This is a genomic window from Streptomyces sp. NPDC001351, from assembly GCF_042896045.1.
Taxonomy (GTDB): Bacteria; Actinomycetota; Actinomycetes; order Streptomycetales; family Streptomycetaceae; genus Streptomyces.
In genome coordinates this window covers 75,359-89,782 of record NZ_JBIAWS010000005.1, presented here as the reverse complement: position 1 = coordinate 89,782, position 14,424 = coordinate 75,359, and the positions used below count along the sequence as shown (strand labels likewise).

The 14,424-nt window shown below is 72.8% G+C and carries 9 protein-coding genes and 1 pseudogene; 3 read left to right on the top strand and 7 right to left on the bottom strand.

Annotated features, from left to right (window positions below; genetic code table 11):
• The first annotated feature begins 410 nt into the window (after positions 1 to 410).
• A complete protein-coding gene (locus tag ACFY1U_RS19275) occupies positions 411 to 1,802 on the top strand; it encodes a tannase/feruloyl esterase family alpha/beta hydrolase (protein WP_390695307.1) in 1,392 nt (463 codons plus the stop codon).
• 4 nt (positions 1,803 to 1,806) lie between these two features.
• On the opposite strand, the gene ACFY1U_RS19270 is transcribed toward ACFY1U_RS19275, so the two are convergent.
• A complete protein-coding gene (locus ACFY1U_RS19270; protein WP_030931554.1) occupies positions 1,807 to 1,989 on the bottom strand; it encodes a hypothetical protein in 183 nt (60 codons plus the stop codon).
• A 131-nt stretch (positions 1,990 to 2,120) separates the two neighbouring features.
• Positions 2,121 to 3,176 (bottom strand): acyl-CoA desaturase, encoded by a 1,056-nt coding sequence (locus tag ACFY1U_RS19265; RefSeq protein WP_390695306.1) that lies wholly within the window; start codon positions 3,174 to 3,176, stop codon positions 2,121 to 2,123.
• A 550-nt stretch (positions 3,177 to 3,726) separates the two neighbouring features.
• Here ACFY1U_RS19265 and ACFY1U_RS19260 point away from each other — a divergent pair.
• A pseudogene (locus ACFY1U_RS19260) lies at positions 3,727 to 4,999 on the top strand (SWF or SNF family helicase).
• Positions 5,000 to 5,245: 246 nt separating this feature from the next.
• Here the strand turns inward: ACFY1U_RS19260 and ACFY1U_RS19255 are convergent.
• The 5 genes from ACFY1U_RS19255 to ACFY1U_RS19235 all read right to left on the bottom strand — a co-directional run bounded on the left by ACFY1U_RS19255 (position 5,246) and on the right by ACFY1U_RS19235 (position 12,756).
• Positions 5,246 to 6,970, bottom strand: coding sequence for an acyl-CoA dehydrogenase family protein (locus tag ACFY1U_RS19255; protein ID WP_390695305.1), 1,725 nt, complete (start codon positions 6,968 to 6,970; stop codon positions 5,246 to 5,248).
• 85 nt (positions 6,971 to 7,055) lie between these two features.
• A complete protein-coding gene (locus ACFY1U_RS19250) occupies positions 7,056 to 7,625 on the bottom strand; it encodes a PadR family transcriptional regulator (RefSeq protein ID WP_390695304.1) in 570 nt (189 codons plus the stop codon).
• Positions 7,626 to 7,719: 94 nt separating this feature from the next.
• Positions 7,720 to 9,354 (bottom strand): hypothetical protein, encoded by a 1,635-nt coding sequence (locus tag ACFY1U_RS19245; protein WP_390695303.1) that lies wholly within the window; start codon positions 9,352 to 9,354, stop codon positions 7,720 to 7,722.
• A 100-nt stretch (positions 9,355 to 9,454) separates the two neighbouring features.
• The gene (locus ACFY1U_RS19240; RefSeq protein WP_390695302.1) at positions 9,455 to 11,020 is read right to left on the bottom strand and encodes a serine/threonine-protein kinase; all 1,566 of its coding nucleotides are present in this window, start codon (positions 11,018 to 11,020) and stop codon (positions 9,455 to 9,457) included.
• Positions 11,017 to 12,756 (bottom strand): FHA domain-containing protein, encoded by a 1,740-nt coding sequence (locus ACFY1U_RS19235; protein WP_390695301.1) that lies wholly within the window; start codon positions 12,754 to 12,756, stop codon positions 11,017 to 11,019. Before ACFY1U_RS19235 ends, ACFY1U_RS19240 begins: the two co-directional genes overlap by 4 nt.
• A 170-nt stretch (positions 12,757 to 12,926) precedes the next feature.
• Here ACFY1U_RS19235 and ACFY1U_RS19230 point away from each other — a divergent pair, with 170 nt between their 5' ends.
• On the top strand, positions 12,927 to 13,895 hold the full coding sequence (locus ACFY1U_RS19230) for a hypothetical protein (protein WP_390695300.1): 969 nt from the start codon (positions 12,927 to 12,929) through the stop codon (positions 13,893 to 13,895).
• The last annotated feature ends 529 nt before the right edge of the window (positions 13,896 to 14,424 follow it).

Below are 14,424 nucleotides of genomic sequence, written 5' to 3'. Positions count from 1 at the left end.
TCCGCGCCCCGCACCCGCTGTTGCGGCGGGGCGCGGTGCCTGTGTCCAGGTGCCGACGGGCGCTTTGGCGTGCGTGCCAGGCGGGGCAGGGCAACAACCGGGGCCCTCGGGGGAGCGGACGAGTCCCGGGGCGGGCGGGCGGGCGGCAGTGCGGGGCAGACTCTGCTACGACACGGGCCCGATCGTCGGCGCTCGCGGTGAAGCGTTTCCCGGGCCGCAATACGTCGATCTCCCTCCCTCGCCTGGCAGTTCATCCGCGGCCCCCTGTTCTGAGCCGCCATGTGGTGGGCGCGTTCCATGTGGTCCCGGCCCATGGATGCGGTGGCGGCCGGACCGCACGATGGGGCAGCCCTCGGCGCCCGCTCCCCTTCGGGCGTCGTTCCCCTGCCGTCCTGCCCCGGAGGTCCGTCATGCGTCCGTCCCGCGGTGTTCCGCTCGCTGCCGCCGCCCTGGTGGCGGCGGCCCTCACCTGGCCGGCTCCCGCCCAGGCCAGGGCAGTGGGCGGGGATCACTGTGCTCGCCAGGAGCGGGTGCGCGTGCCGGGCGCCGCCTTCCAGCAGAGCACCTGTCTGCCCGACCTGACCACGACCGGGCTCGCCGGCACGCCGTACACCGACATGGCTGATCAGGCGGGGCTGACGGCCAAGGCGACCCGCACCCCGTCCGGGGTGCCGGGGGTGCAGATCGACGGCTACTTCCCGGACTCCTCGCAGTTCAACACCACCCATGGCTGGCGGCACGACGCGCAGTTCGTGATCCGGCTGCCCGACCGCTGGAACGGCGGCCTGGTCGTCACCGGCGCTCCCGGCACGCGCAGGCAGTACGCGACGGACACGGCGATCTCCGACCAGGTGATCGCCCAGGGGTACGCGTACGCGGCGACCGACAAGGGCAACAGCGGTGCCGACTTCTACCGCGACGGTTCCCGGCCCGGTGACGCGGTCGCCGAGTGGAACGCGCGGACCACTCAGCTCACCCGGGCCGCCAAGCGGGCGGTGGCCGAGCGGTACGGGCACGCACCGCGCCGCACGTACATGACCGGCATCTCCAACGGGGGCTATCTCACCCGCTGGCAGTTGGAGAACCACCCCGAGCTGTACGACGGCGGCGTGGACTGGGAGGGCGCGCTGTGGACCGCGGAGGGCCCGAGTCTGCTCACCTCGCTGCCGACGGCGGTGGCACGGATGCTGGGCTCGGCGCGGGACGAGGACCTGTACGCGGTGGGCTTCGCGCGTGGCTCGGAGTTCCTGTGGCCGTATCACGAGAAGGCGTACTGGGGCGTCACGCAGAAGATCTACCGCGCCGAGTTCGACCCGTCGTACGACCCCGGCTGCCCCGGCCCGTCCGCCGGCGGCACCGCGGAGCAGATCCTGTCACCCTGCCCCGCCGACGCGGTGTACGACTATGCGTCGCGGCCCGCGTCCGTCCATCGGGCCGTGGCCCGCGTGGCGCTCACGGGGCGCATCGGCCGACCGCTGATCACGCTGCACGGCGACCTGGACGCGCTGCTGCCCAAGGCCACCGACTCGGACGTGTACGCGCGCATGGTGGCCGCGCGCGGACGGGGGGCTCTGCACCGCTACTACACGATCCAGGGCGGCACGCACGTCGACGGGTTGTACGACACGTATCCGGACCGGCTGCGGCCGATCCTGCCCTGCTATCGCTCGGCGTTCGACGCGCTGGTCTCCTGGGTGGAAGGGGGCACGCGGCCGCCCGCGGACCATACCGTCGCACGGCCCGCGGACGGCGATGTGGTCGACTCCTGCGCGCTGGCCGACCGGGCCGATCCCGTGCGGTAGTGCTTCAGCGGCCGAGCTCCTTGCGGGTGATGCGGCGCAGCCTGCGCCGCTGCGAGGGGTCCAGCGTGAGGTATGCGGCGGTCGGGATTCCAAGGACGATCAGGACCACCGCCCAGAAGGGCAGCCAGATCCACAGGAAGAGCCCGAGCGCCACACCTCCTATGGCGATCTTCGCGTTGTTCGACATGTACGTCGCCTCCTTCGCGGCCTGTGCCGCTCTCTGTCCTGAAAACGGGCCCGCGCCTCCCGCGGTTCCGAACCACGACCCTGAGACGTCCCTGAGGTGCGACCCCGAGTCGTCCCTGAGAACACTGTCCGTCATTCCGCCCTGAGGGGCTCCCCCACTGCATGCAGGTGACGCAGGGCCTGCCGGTAGGAGTCGACGAGCCCGGTCTCCGCATAGGTGATACCCAACTCCCGGCAGTGGGCGCGCACCAGGGGCTGGGCGAGCCGAAGATGGGGGCGGGGCATGCTGGGGAAGAGGTGGTGCTCGATCTGGTAGTTGAGGCCGCCGAGGAACCAGTCGGTCAGAACGCCGCCGCGGATGTTGCGCGAGGTGAGCACCTGCCGGTGCAGATGGCCCAAGCGCTCGCCGTTCGGGTCGGGCATCTCCATGCCCTTGTGGTTGGGGGCGAAGGCCAGCCCCAGGTGCAGGCCGAACAGTGCCTGGTGGAGGGCGGCGAACGCGAGGGCCTTGCCCGGGGAGAGCGAGGTGAGCAGCAGGGCGGCGTAGGCGGCGGCGTGGGTCACCAGCAGCAGGCCCTCCACGGCGCGCTCCCGGGGTGCCTGCCGGCGCAGGTCCTGGAAGCCATGGATCTTCAGGGCGACGCCTTCGAGGAGGGTGAGGGGGAAGAAGAGCCAGGCCTGGTTGCGGGTCAGCCAGCGGCGGAAGCCCGAGCGCTGCTCGGCCTGTGCGCCGGTGAAGACGAGGACGTCGGCGACGACGTCCGGGTCCTTGTCGATGTGGTTGGGGTTGGCGTGGTGGCGGTTGTGCTTGTCGTTCCACCAGGCGTAGCCCATGCCCAGGAGCAGGTTGCCGTGGATCAGGCCGATGACCCGGGCTGTCGACTTGCATGCGGTTATCTGGGAGTGGCCCGCGTCGTGGCCGATGAAGGCCGTGCGGGCGCCGAACACGGCGAGCAGCGGTGCCAGGAGCAGTGACCACCAGGAATCGCCGGTCAGGACGATGCCCGTGACGATGCCGGCGAGGGCGAGTGCGTTGGTGGCGATGGTGAGCGCGTACCAGGTGCGGCGCCGTTCCAGGAGTCCCTGGCCCCGGACCGTGCGCAGGAGGGGTGCGAACTCGCTTCCGGCGGGCGGTGCGTCGCGCGTTCCCCGAAAGGGTTCGGCGACGGCGGTGGTGGGCTCGGGCATGTCCGGTCTCCGGCTCTCTCGGGCAACGGGCTGACCTGAGGAAACGTACGAAGCGACGACCCCGTGCGACCATGACGCCATCACCCGGGTACGGGCGGGGGTCAGCCGGTGGTGCGTCGGGGGGCTGACAACACCCCATGAGCGAGACGGTCGGGTGACTTCCCGGCCATGTCCCGGTAGCTCGCCGAATGCTGTACTCTCGGCGGCCTCGACCTCAGTAGTCAAATTTGAGGAATGCGGCTTCGCTGTGCAGAGGATCTCTGCGGCACCACCGTCCGAGATCTCCGAACTGGCCCGCTGCTGCGCCGTTTTCGTGCCCGGTGACCCGGCCCGCACCGGCCGGCTCGCCTTCTGGCGGCCCGACGGCGGCGTCCCTCCGCCTCACGCGGCCGCGTCCGCCGAGGATGTGGCTGTCGTCCTGCCCGGCGGCGACGGCGTCGAGCTGGTGCGGGTTCCGGCCGTTCTGCTGCCGGTGCGGGCGGCGCTTCCGGTCCTCACGCGCGCGTGCCGATGCGCACGCACACCGGGGGGAACTGCGAGGGGGCACCCGATGAACCGGCACGACCAGGACATGGAGCGCACGTTCGCCGCGCTGCCGCCCGCGCACGGGCGGGGGTTCGCGCACACCTGGTGGGGCCAGGCCTGGCTCAAGGCCCTGGAAGGCACAGCGCTGGACTCCCAGCAGCTCAAGGCGGGCCGGAGACTGGCGCGCGGGGGGTGTGGGCGCGGTGTCCGTACACCCGGGACGTATCACTGCCGTGGTGCAGAGCCGCGGTGGCACGCCTCACCGGGCCGACGTCCTGCTGGAGGAGCTGGACGGCGAACAGTGGGACCGGTTCCTGGACATGACGGTCGAGCGGGCCGGACACGTCGCGGCGCTGCTGGACCGCGAGATGCCGCCGCATCTGGTCGAGGACGCGGCGGCCACGGGCATCGAACTGCTGCCGGGCACGGGCGATCTGGAGCCGGAGTGCGACTGCGGTGCCTGGGACCACTGCGGGCACACGGCGGCGCTGTGCTACCAGGTGGCGCGGCTGCTGGACCAGGATCCCCTCGTGCTGCTGCTGATCCGCGGCCGGGGCGAACGGGCCCTGCTGGACGACCTCCAGGCCCGCAGCGCCGCACCCACGCCCGCGCAGGAGTCGGCCGAACCGGAGGGTGTGGACGCCGCCGAGGCGTACCGGACCGGCGGCATCCTGCCGCCCCTGCCCATCCCGCCGCAGCTGCCCACGGCACCCGGCATGCCGCCGTCCCTGGACACCGAGGCCCCGCCCGGGCCGGGCGTGGACCCTGCCGCCCTGGAGTATCTGGCCGCGCGCACTGCCGCCGAGGCGCATCGCCTGCTCGCCGGGGCTCTCCGCCCTGGGACCGAACAGCCCGCCCCGGAGCCGGAGTTGACGCTCGCGCAGGATGCGGTCCGCCTCGCCGCAGGAGCCGATGAGACTGCTGTGGCGGACCGGCTGGCCGACGGGTCGGGACGCGACCGGCAGGCGCTGGCGCGCGCCACGCGCGCGTGGCGCCTCGGAGGGGCGGCCGCGCTGTCCGTGCTGGAGGAGGAGTGGACCGTCTCGGGCGAGGCTCTGGCACGCGCGCGTGCCGCCCTCGAGGCGGACTGGGACGAGGACGAGCGACCGTCGCTGCGGGCGAGCGGCAACCGGTGGACGGTCGTCGGCGCACCGGCCCAGCTGCGCCTGGGGCGGGACGGGCGTTGGTGGCCATACCGCAAGGAGCGGGGCCGCTGGGTGCCCGTCGGAGCGGCTTGCCAGGACCCGGCGACTGCTCTCGCCTCGACGGAGCCGGACCTCGGGGAGGAGCCCGCCTGACGGGCCCTGCAGCCCACCGGACGCGATACCGATCACCACCGCCTCCGGGAACGCCGTCACGGGCTGCCGAACCAGGCCGGGCGCGACGAGGCGCCGTACTCCTACGACGCCAGGTCGCCGCTGCCGTACAACCGAACGAGCTGCACACGGAGGGCATCGTGCGGGCCGGCGAGGGGAACGTACGGCTGCACCAGCTCAGCCTCGCGACCTGCGGCCCGACCGGCGGTGTCGATCCGCAGGGCGCGTCTACGGGGCCATCTCGTATGCGCCGGACAGCGCCTCGACCCGCTGCCAGACCCGCTCCGTGCGTGCCTCGTCGACGACGGGCCGCCGGATCGAACCGAGCGCCCACTCCTGCTGCTGTTCGGTTGCCGAGTCCTTGCCGTGCAGTTCGACGGCGTGCGCGGAGAAGTCCCGTACGAGGACGGCGAGGAGTTCGTCGAGGACGTCCTCGTCGAGGCCGGTCAGGGCGGCCTGCTCCAGGACGAGCTGTCCGTGCACGACGAGGGCGAAGAGCTGACCGACCGCGAGGAGGAGGTCGAGGTCCCGGCTCTGCTCCGCGTCGGGGGCGGCCGTGGCGACGAACTCGCAGAGTGCGTCGGCCTGTTCGCGAAAGCGGGTCACGTTCGGCAGGTGTGCGTAGGTGTCGAAGGCGGGCCGCCAGTCGTGGAAGCGCACCGAGCCGAGGCCGCGGGCCGGTCCCTGCCGGAACAGGAAGTCGTCGTCGGCCGCGTCGAGTCGGGTGGGTACGTCGGGGTGGTCGATCGGGTCGAGGAGGTGGCTGCGCAGGAACTTCAGGATCAGCGCCAGGTTGACGTGGACGGTGCCCTCCAGCTTCGGAAGACCGCGGATCTCCACGGCCGCCTGGGCGAAGTAGTTGTCCTTCTCGAAGCCCTTGGCCGCGATGACGTCCCACATCAGGTCGATGACCTTCTCGCCCTCCGTGGTCACCTTCATCTTCGTCATCGGGTTGAAGAGGAGGTAGCGGCGGTCGTCCGGGCCGGCGCAGCGGAAGTAGTCGACGGCGCGGTCGCTGAACAGCTTCATGCCGACGAGCCTGACGTACGCGTCGGTCAGCTCGCGCCGCACATGCGGGAAGGCGGTGACGGGGCGGCCGTAGAGGATGCGGTTGTGGGCGTGGGTGACGGCCTCGTACATCGCGTGCTCGCAGATGCCGATGGAGGCGGTGCACAGGTTGAACTTGCCGACGTTGACGGTGTTGAGCGCGGCGTCGAAGGCGGCGCGGCCGGTGTGCAGGACGTCCTCGGCCGCTACGGGGTAGTCCTCCAGGCGGAACTCGCTGACGAACTTGGACGAGTCGACGACGTTCTTGACCAGGTGATAGGCCGGGTGACGGCTGTCGGCGGCGAAGAACACGTAGCCGTCGGGGCCCTCGACGTCGGTACGGCGGCCGAAGACCGAGACGAGTCCGGCGGCGTTGCCGTTGCCGATGTAGTACTTGGAGCCGGTGGCGCGGAAGCCGCCGTTGCCGTCGGGCTCGAGCAGCATGTCGGTGGAGTAGATGTCGGCGCCGTGGACCTTCTCGGACAGGCCGAACGCGAACACCTCTCCCTGGGTGAGGAGTTCGGCGGCGCGGGCGCGGGCGGCGGCGTTGTCGCTCTGCCAGACCGGGCCGAGGCCGAGGATCGTGACCTGCCAGGCGTACCAGTAGTCCAGGCCGTAGAAGCCCAGGATCTCGTTGAGCGCGGCGATCCGGCCGGTGTCCCAGCGCTTGTCCGGTTCCCCCTCACCTGCGGCGGACGACGGCGTCAGGAAGGTTGCGAAGAGGTTCTCCTTCGCTGCGAAGGCGAGGAAATCGCCGAGCCAGGCGCGCGTCCGGTAGTCCTCGATCAGCCGCCTCTTCCCGCGCTCCTCGAACCAGTCGACGGTGGCACGCAGCAGGCGGCGCGTCTCGGGGTCGAAGTGCGCGGGGTCGTAGATGCGCGGGTTGAACAGCAGCTGGTCGGCCATGGGATGACGCCTTTCGGCTGGTGGACGGGTGGGAAACGTGAGGTGGGACGGCTGGAGGAGCGGGGATCGGAAGAAACGGCGGCGATCAGCGGCCGGGACGGAACCGGGCCAGCGTCGCGAGCACGTCGTCCAGCCAGTCGATCATCATTCGCTCGTACGCGATGCCGCCGCGCAGCACGACGTGCTGGAGCTCCCGCTCCGCGTCGGGCGGCGCATCGGGACCGGCCGAGCCTGCTTCGGGCGTGAAGTCGCGGGTCTCTCCTGCGAGATAGTGCGTCAGCCGGTCCCGGTGCGCCTGACGATGCCGCTCCACCTCGCGTATCAGGGCGGCCGGGTCGTCGAAGGCGGCACCGCGGATCTTCACGGCCAGGTCGTGGCGGACGCTCTCCGGTTCGATCGGATCCTGCAGCCAGGAGGACAGCGCGGCCCGGCCGAGGTCGGCGACGGAGTACTCCTTCTTGTCCGGCCGGCCCTGCTGCGGGACGTCCCGGACGTCGACCCAGCCGTCGTTCTCCATGCGCTTGAGCACGCGATAGATCTGTTGGTGGGTCGCGGTCCAGAAGTAGCCGATGGACCGCTCGAAGCGCCGGGCCAGCTCGTAGCCGGAGCCTGGCTTCTCCAGAAGCGACACCAGGATCGCGTGTTCGAGCGCCATGCCGTCGATCCTGCTATGCAACTCGTTGCATAGCAACCTCACCTGCTCCGATGCGATGCGGCTCACGCCGGCAACATGCCCAAGGACACACGCCTCAAGGACAGACGTATGTGAAGCTCGCGCTCGCCTCCATCGGGGCCGGCTGGTGCGCGATCCGCAGGCGGGCGGTCCCCCGAAAACGGCCAGAACCGCGGACCGTCCAGCGCAGGTGCACCTTGACCCGGCGCTCACCGCGGTCGGCGGTGCGGACCAGTTCGCCCGAGTCCTGACCGTCCGCGCGCAGCCACCGGTAGGTGACGGGGCCGCCGCGCCCGTCGGTGGTGACGACACCGATCAGGTCGGCCGTCTGACCGCAGTGCAACGCCCCTGCGGGGGCGTCGACTCGGACGGAGACGACCTCGGGAGCGGGGGCCGGGCGCAGCAGCAGCCAGAGCAGTACGGCGGCGATCGCGACGACGGCAGTGCTGACGATCCAGCCCCGTCGCCCGCGCCGCGAGCGGCGGGAGACGGCAACAGCTGCCTCGGTCCGCCATCGGGCGCGCAGGATGTCCTGCTCCTCCACCGGGACCCCGGGCCCGAACCGGAGCAGGATCCCGTCGGAGTCCTCCCCTGCCTCCGCCGGAGGGAGGACGACACGGTTGCGCTTGCCGAGGACGGTCGCCTGGGTGTCCGCGGCATGGGAACGGTGAGCGCGGCCGACCGTGGTGGTCTGGTCGGCGGCTGAAGGGTGAAGGCCGGGGGCGGCCAGGGAGGCTCGCGGGTCCGGGAGTGCGGCGGTGTGGGCGTGGGCCGTGGCGGGCTGGCCGACGGTGGTTGCGGGGCGGGACGAGCGGTCGTGTGCGGGAGCGGGGACATCGGCGGCGGTGGGGCGTGGGTCGGAGTCGGTTGCGTTCGGCGCCGGGTGAGGGTCCGTCCGCCGAGCCGGGTGAGCATGGGCCACTGCGACGGAGGGTGCCGGTGCCTTCGGCGGCGCGAACTCCGGGGTCGACGCGGCCGCCGCCGCGCGGAGCGCCGTGCGGCGCAGGAAGTCCGCCGGGAGCGCCGCGCGTCCGGCGACCAGCGCGTCCCGGGCCGCCGCCAGCCCCTGCGACTCGGCGGTGTCGGCACAGCGGGCGAACAGGTCCGCCGCGGGGACTTTGGGCTGCGTCCAGGCGGCGCCGAGGGTGCGGGCCAGGGCGGCCCAGGCTGCTGCCCCGCGGTGGGCGCGCGGCGCGTCACCCGACACCGGTACGGCGGCCGCGTCGCCCAGCACCGCGCCCAGCTCCGCCTCGGCCAGCAGGGCGACACCGTCCGGGGCGATCACCACGGTGTCGGGGCCGAGCGGGCCGTGGGGCAGGCCTGCCGCGCGCAGGGCGAGGAGGGTCTGCGCGGTCTCGTTGAGGACGCTGGCGGCGCTGCCCGCGTCCGGGCGAGGACCGTCGGCCGACGACAGGACGTCGGCCAGGGTGGGCGCCGGCGGCCGGGCCGTGAGCAGCCACACCTCACCGGCCTCGGCCACGAGGTCGACCGTGCCCAGCAACCCGGGCAGCCTGAGCTTCGCCGTGGCGAGCACCACGGCAACCAGGCGCTCGCGCGTGCCCTCGGGCGCCAGCAGGGCGCGGTCGATGCGCAGCGCGCCGAGGGTGCGCTCGCCGGACCGGGCGGGCAGCAGGGCGTACCAGGTGCCGTGGCGCGTGTCCCGTGACCAGCCGGACAGGGGCCGTCCGGCCACTGTGGTGGCTGTCGTCATGTCGATCCGTTCTCGTCGCGGCGGGGAGCGGTTCCCGGGTCTCTGGGATCTCCCGGGTCTCTGGGATCTGTCGGATCTCTCGGATCTCTCGGGAGAGTGGTCAGCACGGTGGTGCGTCCAGGGAGGCCGTCTGGGGACCGTTCGCCGGTGCCGGGTCGCTGCTGAGCGAGACCATCCAGGTCCCCCGGCACGGGTGGTTGGAGAAATCGGCCTCGAAGGTCAGGTCGTACCGCGTGCTCCCGGACAGCGCCTGGGACTGCGAACCATACGGGTCGGCCGGTGTGTCGACGTAGTAGTTCGCGGTGACGGTCAGCGGACCGGTGCCCGTCGTCTCGACCGTCACCGCCGCGATGAGCGTGCCGGGTTTCTGTCCACGCTGCCAGGAACCGATGGTGACGGTGACCGTGCCGGGGGTGGCCGGGCCGGAGGACTCGGCGGTCGGCGTCCCGGCCGGTGCGGTCGTCTTCGTGGACGGCGTGGGCGAGGGCGAGGGGCTGTTCGAGGGTGTGGTGGTGGGCGAGGTGTCGACCGTGGGCGGGGCGCTGCTCGCAGAAGTGGACGGGGTGGGTGAAGTGCCAGGTGTTTTGGGCGAATTGACTGGTGCGGGGGTCGAACTCGCCACCGTCGTCGACGTCTCGTGCGGGCGGCCCGTCGCGTACGTGGCTCCGCCCGCGACGACCGCCAGCGCGGCCACCCCACCGGTGGCCACCTTCCATCCCCCGCGCTTCAGCCGGTCCAGCAGGGTCAGCGCACTGGCCGAGCCCTCAAGCGTCGCGGTCGTGGTGAACGGGAACAGCAGGGCGAGCAGCGCGGCGAGTTCGGCCAGCCGGCGGCGGCCGCGCTCCTCCCAGCCGGCGCCGTAGCCCTCCACGGCGGACCGTTCCAGGTCGGCGAGGAACCTCTCGACGCCGGGCCGGTCCGCCGGGTCCTTCGCCAGACCCGCGCGCAGCAGCGCACGCACCGGCGTGGGTACGTCGTCCAGCGGGGCCGGTGCGCGCAGGTGCTGCAGGCGAAGGGCGGACATGTCGTCGCCGGGGAACGGCCGTCGGCCGGTCAGGCACTCGAAGAACACCACGGACGCGGCGTAGACGTCGGCCGCAGGGCCGGCCGGCTCGCCGTTCCACTGCTCAGGCGCCATATAGGCGGGCGTGCCCGCGACGTCGGCCTCCCGGCCGCTGCGCACCGCGATGCCGAAGTCGGCCAGCGCGCTGGTGCCGTCGCCGCGGACCAGGACGTTCTCGGGTTTGTAGTCGCGGTGCACGACCCCGGCCGTGTGGGCCGCGCCCAGCCCCAGCAGAGAGCCCTTGAGCAGGACGAGCGCGGCCTCGGGGCCGGTCGCCCCGTGCCGGCGCAGCAGGTGGCGCAGGCTGACGCCGTCCACCGCCTCCATCACGATCGCGGCACCGGCGCGGGCCTCGACGTACTCGTACAGCCGCACCACGCACGGGTGCCGGAGCTCGCCGAGCAGCCGGGCCTCGGCGCGGAAGCGGGCCAGGAACTCCCGGTCCGTGCGCAGGCGTTCACTCAGGTACTTGACGGCGACGGGCACGCCGGTCGCGGTGTGCCGGGCGAGGACGACCCGGCCGCCGGCTCCCTCGCCGAGCGTCCGGACGGCCGCGTAGCCGGGTACGGCCCAGCCGCCCTCGGGGTGCGTGTCCTCGGTCATACGGTCCTCTCCACCGGTGCGGGGATCCCGGCCCCCTGCGGTACGTCCTGCGCTTCCCGCCGGCGCTTTGCCCGGCGCAGCAGCCAGCGCGCGGGCGCGGACCACACGGGGAGGGCGACCAGGGCGACCACGGCCGCCTCGATCACCGTGGGCCACGGTTCGGGCAGCCGGTCCCCGATCAGGTCGCCGATGCGGGAGCGCCAGGCCAGCAGGGCAAGACCGAGGAAGCCGTAGGTGCCCACGACGACCGCGAGGCCGTAGGCGGCCAGGCCGGCCTGACGGGGTCCTGGCCGGTTGCCCTCGCGCAGGTCCCGCCACAGGCCCGTGCGGAAGTACGCGCTCGCCTCCTCGCGCAGCCGGGGCACCCGCAGGGCATCGGTCAGCGCCTGGTAACCGTCCAGCGGCATCAGCGGGTTGAAGTTGTAGAGGGTGTTCAGGTACAGGCCGAAGGCCAGGTGATAGAGGACGGCCGAGGCGGGCCCCGCGGGCAGCAGGGCCGCGCCCGTGGCACACCAGCCGGCCAGCACCGCCGTGGACAGCGGCCCGGACAGGGCCACCACGACCCGCGACCAACGGGACCCGAACCACATGTCGCTGGTGTCCACGAACGCGAACGGCATGCCCATCATCAGCAGGAACCCGCCGCGCCTGACCTTGCGGCCGTACGACTTCACGGCCAGCGCGTGCGTGAGCTCGTGGACGAGCAGCGCGCTCACGTATCCGGCGGCCAGCAGGACCGGGCCCCACACACCCGCCCCGCCGAAGTCCAGCAGCTGGTGCCGGCCCTGCGCGGCGAAGAACGCGACGAGGCCGCCGGCCATCGACAGCCAGGCGAGCAGCACCCCGGTCCGGGTGAACAGCCGCCAGCCGAAAGCCCGGTAGAGCCCGGTCACCAGCCGGTCGAGGCCGGGGACGGACACCTCCAGCTTCATCAGCGCCCGGTAGACGGCACGCGCCGCCCGCCGCCACCCCTTCGGCCGTTCCTCCTCCGGCCGCCCGGGCAGGCCACGCAGCAGCCCGGCGTCCGCGAACGCGGCCAGCGCGGACTCGATACGGGGCAGGGCGAGTTCGCCGTAGCGGTCGGCGTAGGCGAACAGCAGGTCCCGTACGGTGTTCTCGCCGTCGACGGCATGCCACAGGAAGACCTGGCGCTCGTCCAGTTCCAGATAGCGGCCGGTGCGGGTGCTGCTGAGCACCCAGCGGGGCGCGCCGCGTTCGGTGGGGATCTGCTTGAGGGCCCAGCCGGAACGGCGGCGGGGGCGCGCGGTGAGCGGGCCGTTCGCCTCGGGGGCCTCCTGCTGCCCGGTCTGTCCGGCGGTGGGCAGATCGGTCAGCTGGGTGCCGACGACCATGGTGCGCGAGCCGATCCGGGTGTCGCGAGGCTGCTCGAACACCAGGCGTACGTCGCCCACGGACAACTCGGTGCCGTCGGCGAGGCCAGCCGCGCCACCGTGCAGGTCGACGCCGCGGACGGCGGTGCCGTTGAAGGAGTCCAGGTCCTCGATCCGGAATCCCTCAGCGGTGCGGACGATGCGGGCGTGGCGGCGCGAGACGCTGGTGTCGGACAGGACCACGTCGTTGTCCTCGCCCCGGCCCAGCGTGGTGACCGGGCCGGTCAGCGCGACGAGCAGCGTGGGGTCGTCGAGGCCGCGCAGTTGCGGTGCGGCGAACGAGGTCGGTGCGGCACCCCGGCGCGGGGTGCCGCAGTGCAGGCAGTACGGGAAGTCGCGCCGCACGTGGACGCGACAGGCACGGCAGAGCATGCGCCGGCTCAGCCTGCGCCGGAACCGCTGAGGAACGTACCGCCGTTGAAGCCTGCGTCGCCTTCCGCGGCGGGGCCGGAGTCCGGCAGATGCGTGGCGGCGTTTCCGAGGCTGGAGGCGGGCAGTCCGCCCTGGACGATGATGTGGGCACTGTTGTCACTCTCGCCCGAGGCGGGCAGGCCGCCCTGGACGATGATGCGGTTCCCGCCGCCGGGCTCGCCGGCACCGCCGGGACGCCGACCGACGTTCTCCTGGCTGCCTGCGCCGTTTCCGTCGCCCCCACCGTCACCGCCGCCGTGGCCACCGCCACCGCTGGGACGGTTGGTGTTCTCGGGGTCGCCGCCGCCTTCACCGCCACCGCCACCCTCGCCACCACCGTGGCCACCACCGCCACTGGGGCGATTGCTGTTTTCGGGGTCGCCGCCGCCCTCACCGCCACCGCCACCTTCGCCGCCGCCGTGGCCACCGCCACCGCTGGGACGGTTGCTGTTTTCGGGGTCGCCGCCGCCTTCACCGCCACCGCCACCCTCGCCACCACCGTGGCCACCACCACCGCCGGGGCGATTGCTGTTTTCGGGGTCGCCACCGCCCTCACCGCCACCGCCACCCTCGCCGCCGCCGTGGCCACCACCACCGCTGGGACGGTTGCTGTTCTCCGGGTCACCACCGCCCTCACCGCCACCGCCCTCGCCACCGCCACCCTCGCCCCCGCCGCCTTCGCCGCCTTCGCCGCCGTCACGGTCGTAGATGCCATCGTGGCCGAAGTGACCGGCGTCCCCGCCATCCCCGCCTGCACCGCCGAAGCCGCCATGGCCCCCGAGATCGCCGAACCCACCGGAACCGGCACCGCCGTCACCGAAGCCGTCGCCGCCGAGGCCACCCTCGCCGAACCCGCCGTCGCCCCCGGCGCCGAAATCACCGAAGCCCCCCTCGGCGCCGCCGCCGGCATGCTCGCCGAACCCTCCGAAGTCACCGAAGCTGCCGATCTGGCCCAGCTCGCCGGCCGCTTCGGCCGGGGACTGGTCCAGCAGGGGGCCGCCGAGCAGGCTGTGGGTGCCGGTGGCGGCCGCGCCCAGGCCGACGGCGCCCTCCTGGCCCTCGGCGGGACCTGACAGGTCGTAGCCCTGCTCGGTGGAGGCCGGGGCACCGTCATGGTGGTCGCCGGAGACCTGCTCCGACGGGACGGCATGGGTCGTGGAGGCCTCGTGCGTCACCGCGGCCTGGTGGTCGACCGGGACGGCGTGGTCAGCCGAGATGTCGTGATGCGCCAGCGCGTGCGCCGCGCTTCCGAAGAACAAGGACGACTTGGACAGCCGTGGGTCGAGAGCGGCCGGCCCCCCGTCGGTGGCGGACTCGACGCGGAGGGAGCGGAGTTCGGCGACCTGGGCGGGCGACAGGCCGAGTCTTCGCGCCACCTCACCGGTGTCGCCGTCGAGTTCGGCACGGAACGCCGGGTCGACGGCCAGACGGGTCAGGGCAGCGCGATATGCGTCGTTGGTCATGGTTCGGTCTCCGTCGGTCTGTGGGCACTGGTGCCGATGGCGACGGAGCCGAGGATCCCCCCTGGTCGGCGGCAACTGCCATTTCCGGCCATCCCCGCCGATACCTGCAGGAGACGTTATAGAGCCTTGGCATGGACGG

What these genes read in the sequence shown, in the direction of transcription:
- ACFY1U_RS19275 (WP_390695307.1), top strand. Translation starts at nt 411, where the DNA reads ATGCGTCCGTCCCGCGGTGTTCCGCTCGCTGCCGCCGCCCTGGTGGCG.
- ACFY1U_RS19270 (WP_030931554.1), bottom strand. Translation starts at nt 1,989, where the DNA reads ATGTCGAACAACGCGAAGATCGCCATAGGAGGTGTGGCGCTCGGGCTC.
- ACFY1U_RS19265 (WP_390695306.1), bottom strand. Translation starts at nt 3,176, where the DNA reads ATGCCCGAGCCCACCACCGCCGTCGCCGAACCCTTTCGGGGAACGCGC.
- ACFY1U_RS19255 (WP_390695305.1), bottom strand. Translation starts at nt 6,970, where the DNA reads ATGGCCGACCAGCTGCTGTTCAACCCGCGCATCTACGACCCCGCGCAC.
- ACFY1U_RS19250 (WP_390695304.1), bottom strand. Translation starts at nt 7,625, where the DNA reads ATGGCGCTCGAACACGCGATCCTGGTGTCGCTTCTGGAGAAGCCAGGC.
- ACFY1U_RS19245 (WP_390695303.1), bottom strand. Translation starts at nt 9,354, where the DNA reads ATGACGACAGCCACCACAGTGGCCGGACGGCCCCTGTCCGGCTGGTCA.
- ACFY1U_RS19240 (WP_390695302.1), bottom strand. Translation starts at nt 11,020, where the DNA reads ATGACCGAGGACACGCACCCCGAGGGCGGCTGGGCCGTACCCGGCTAC.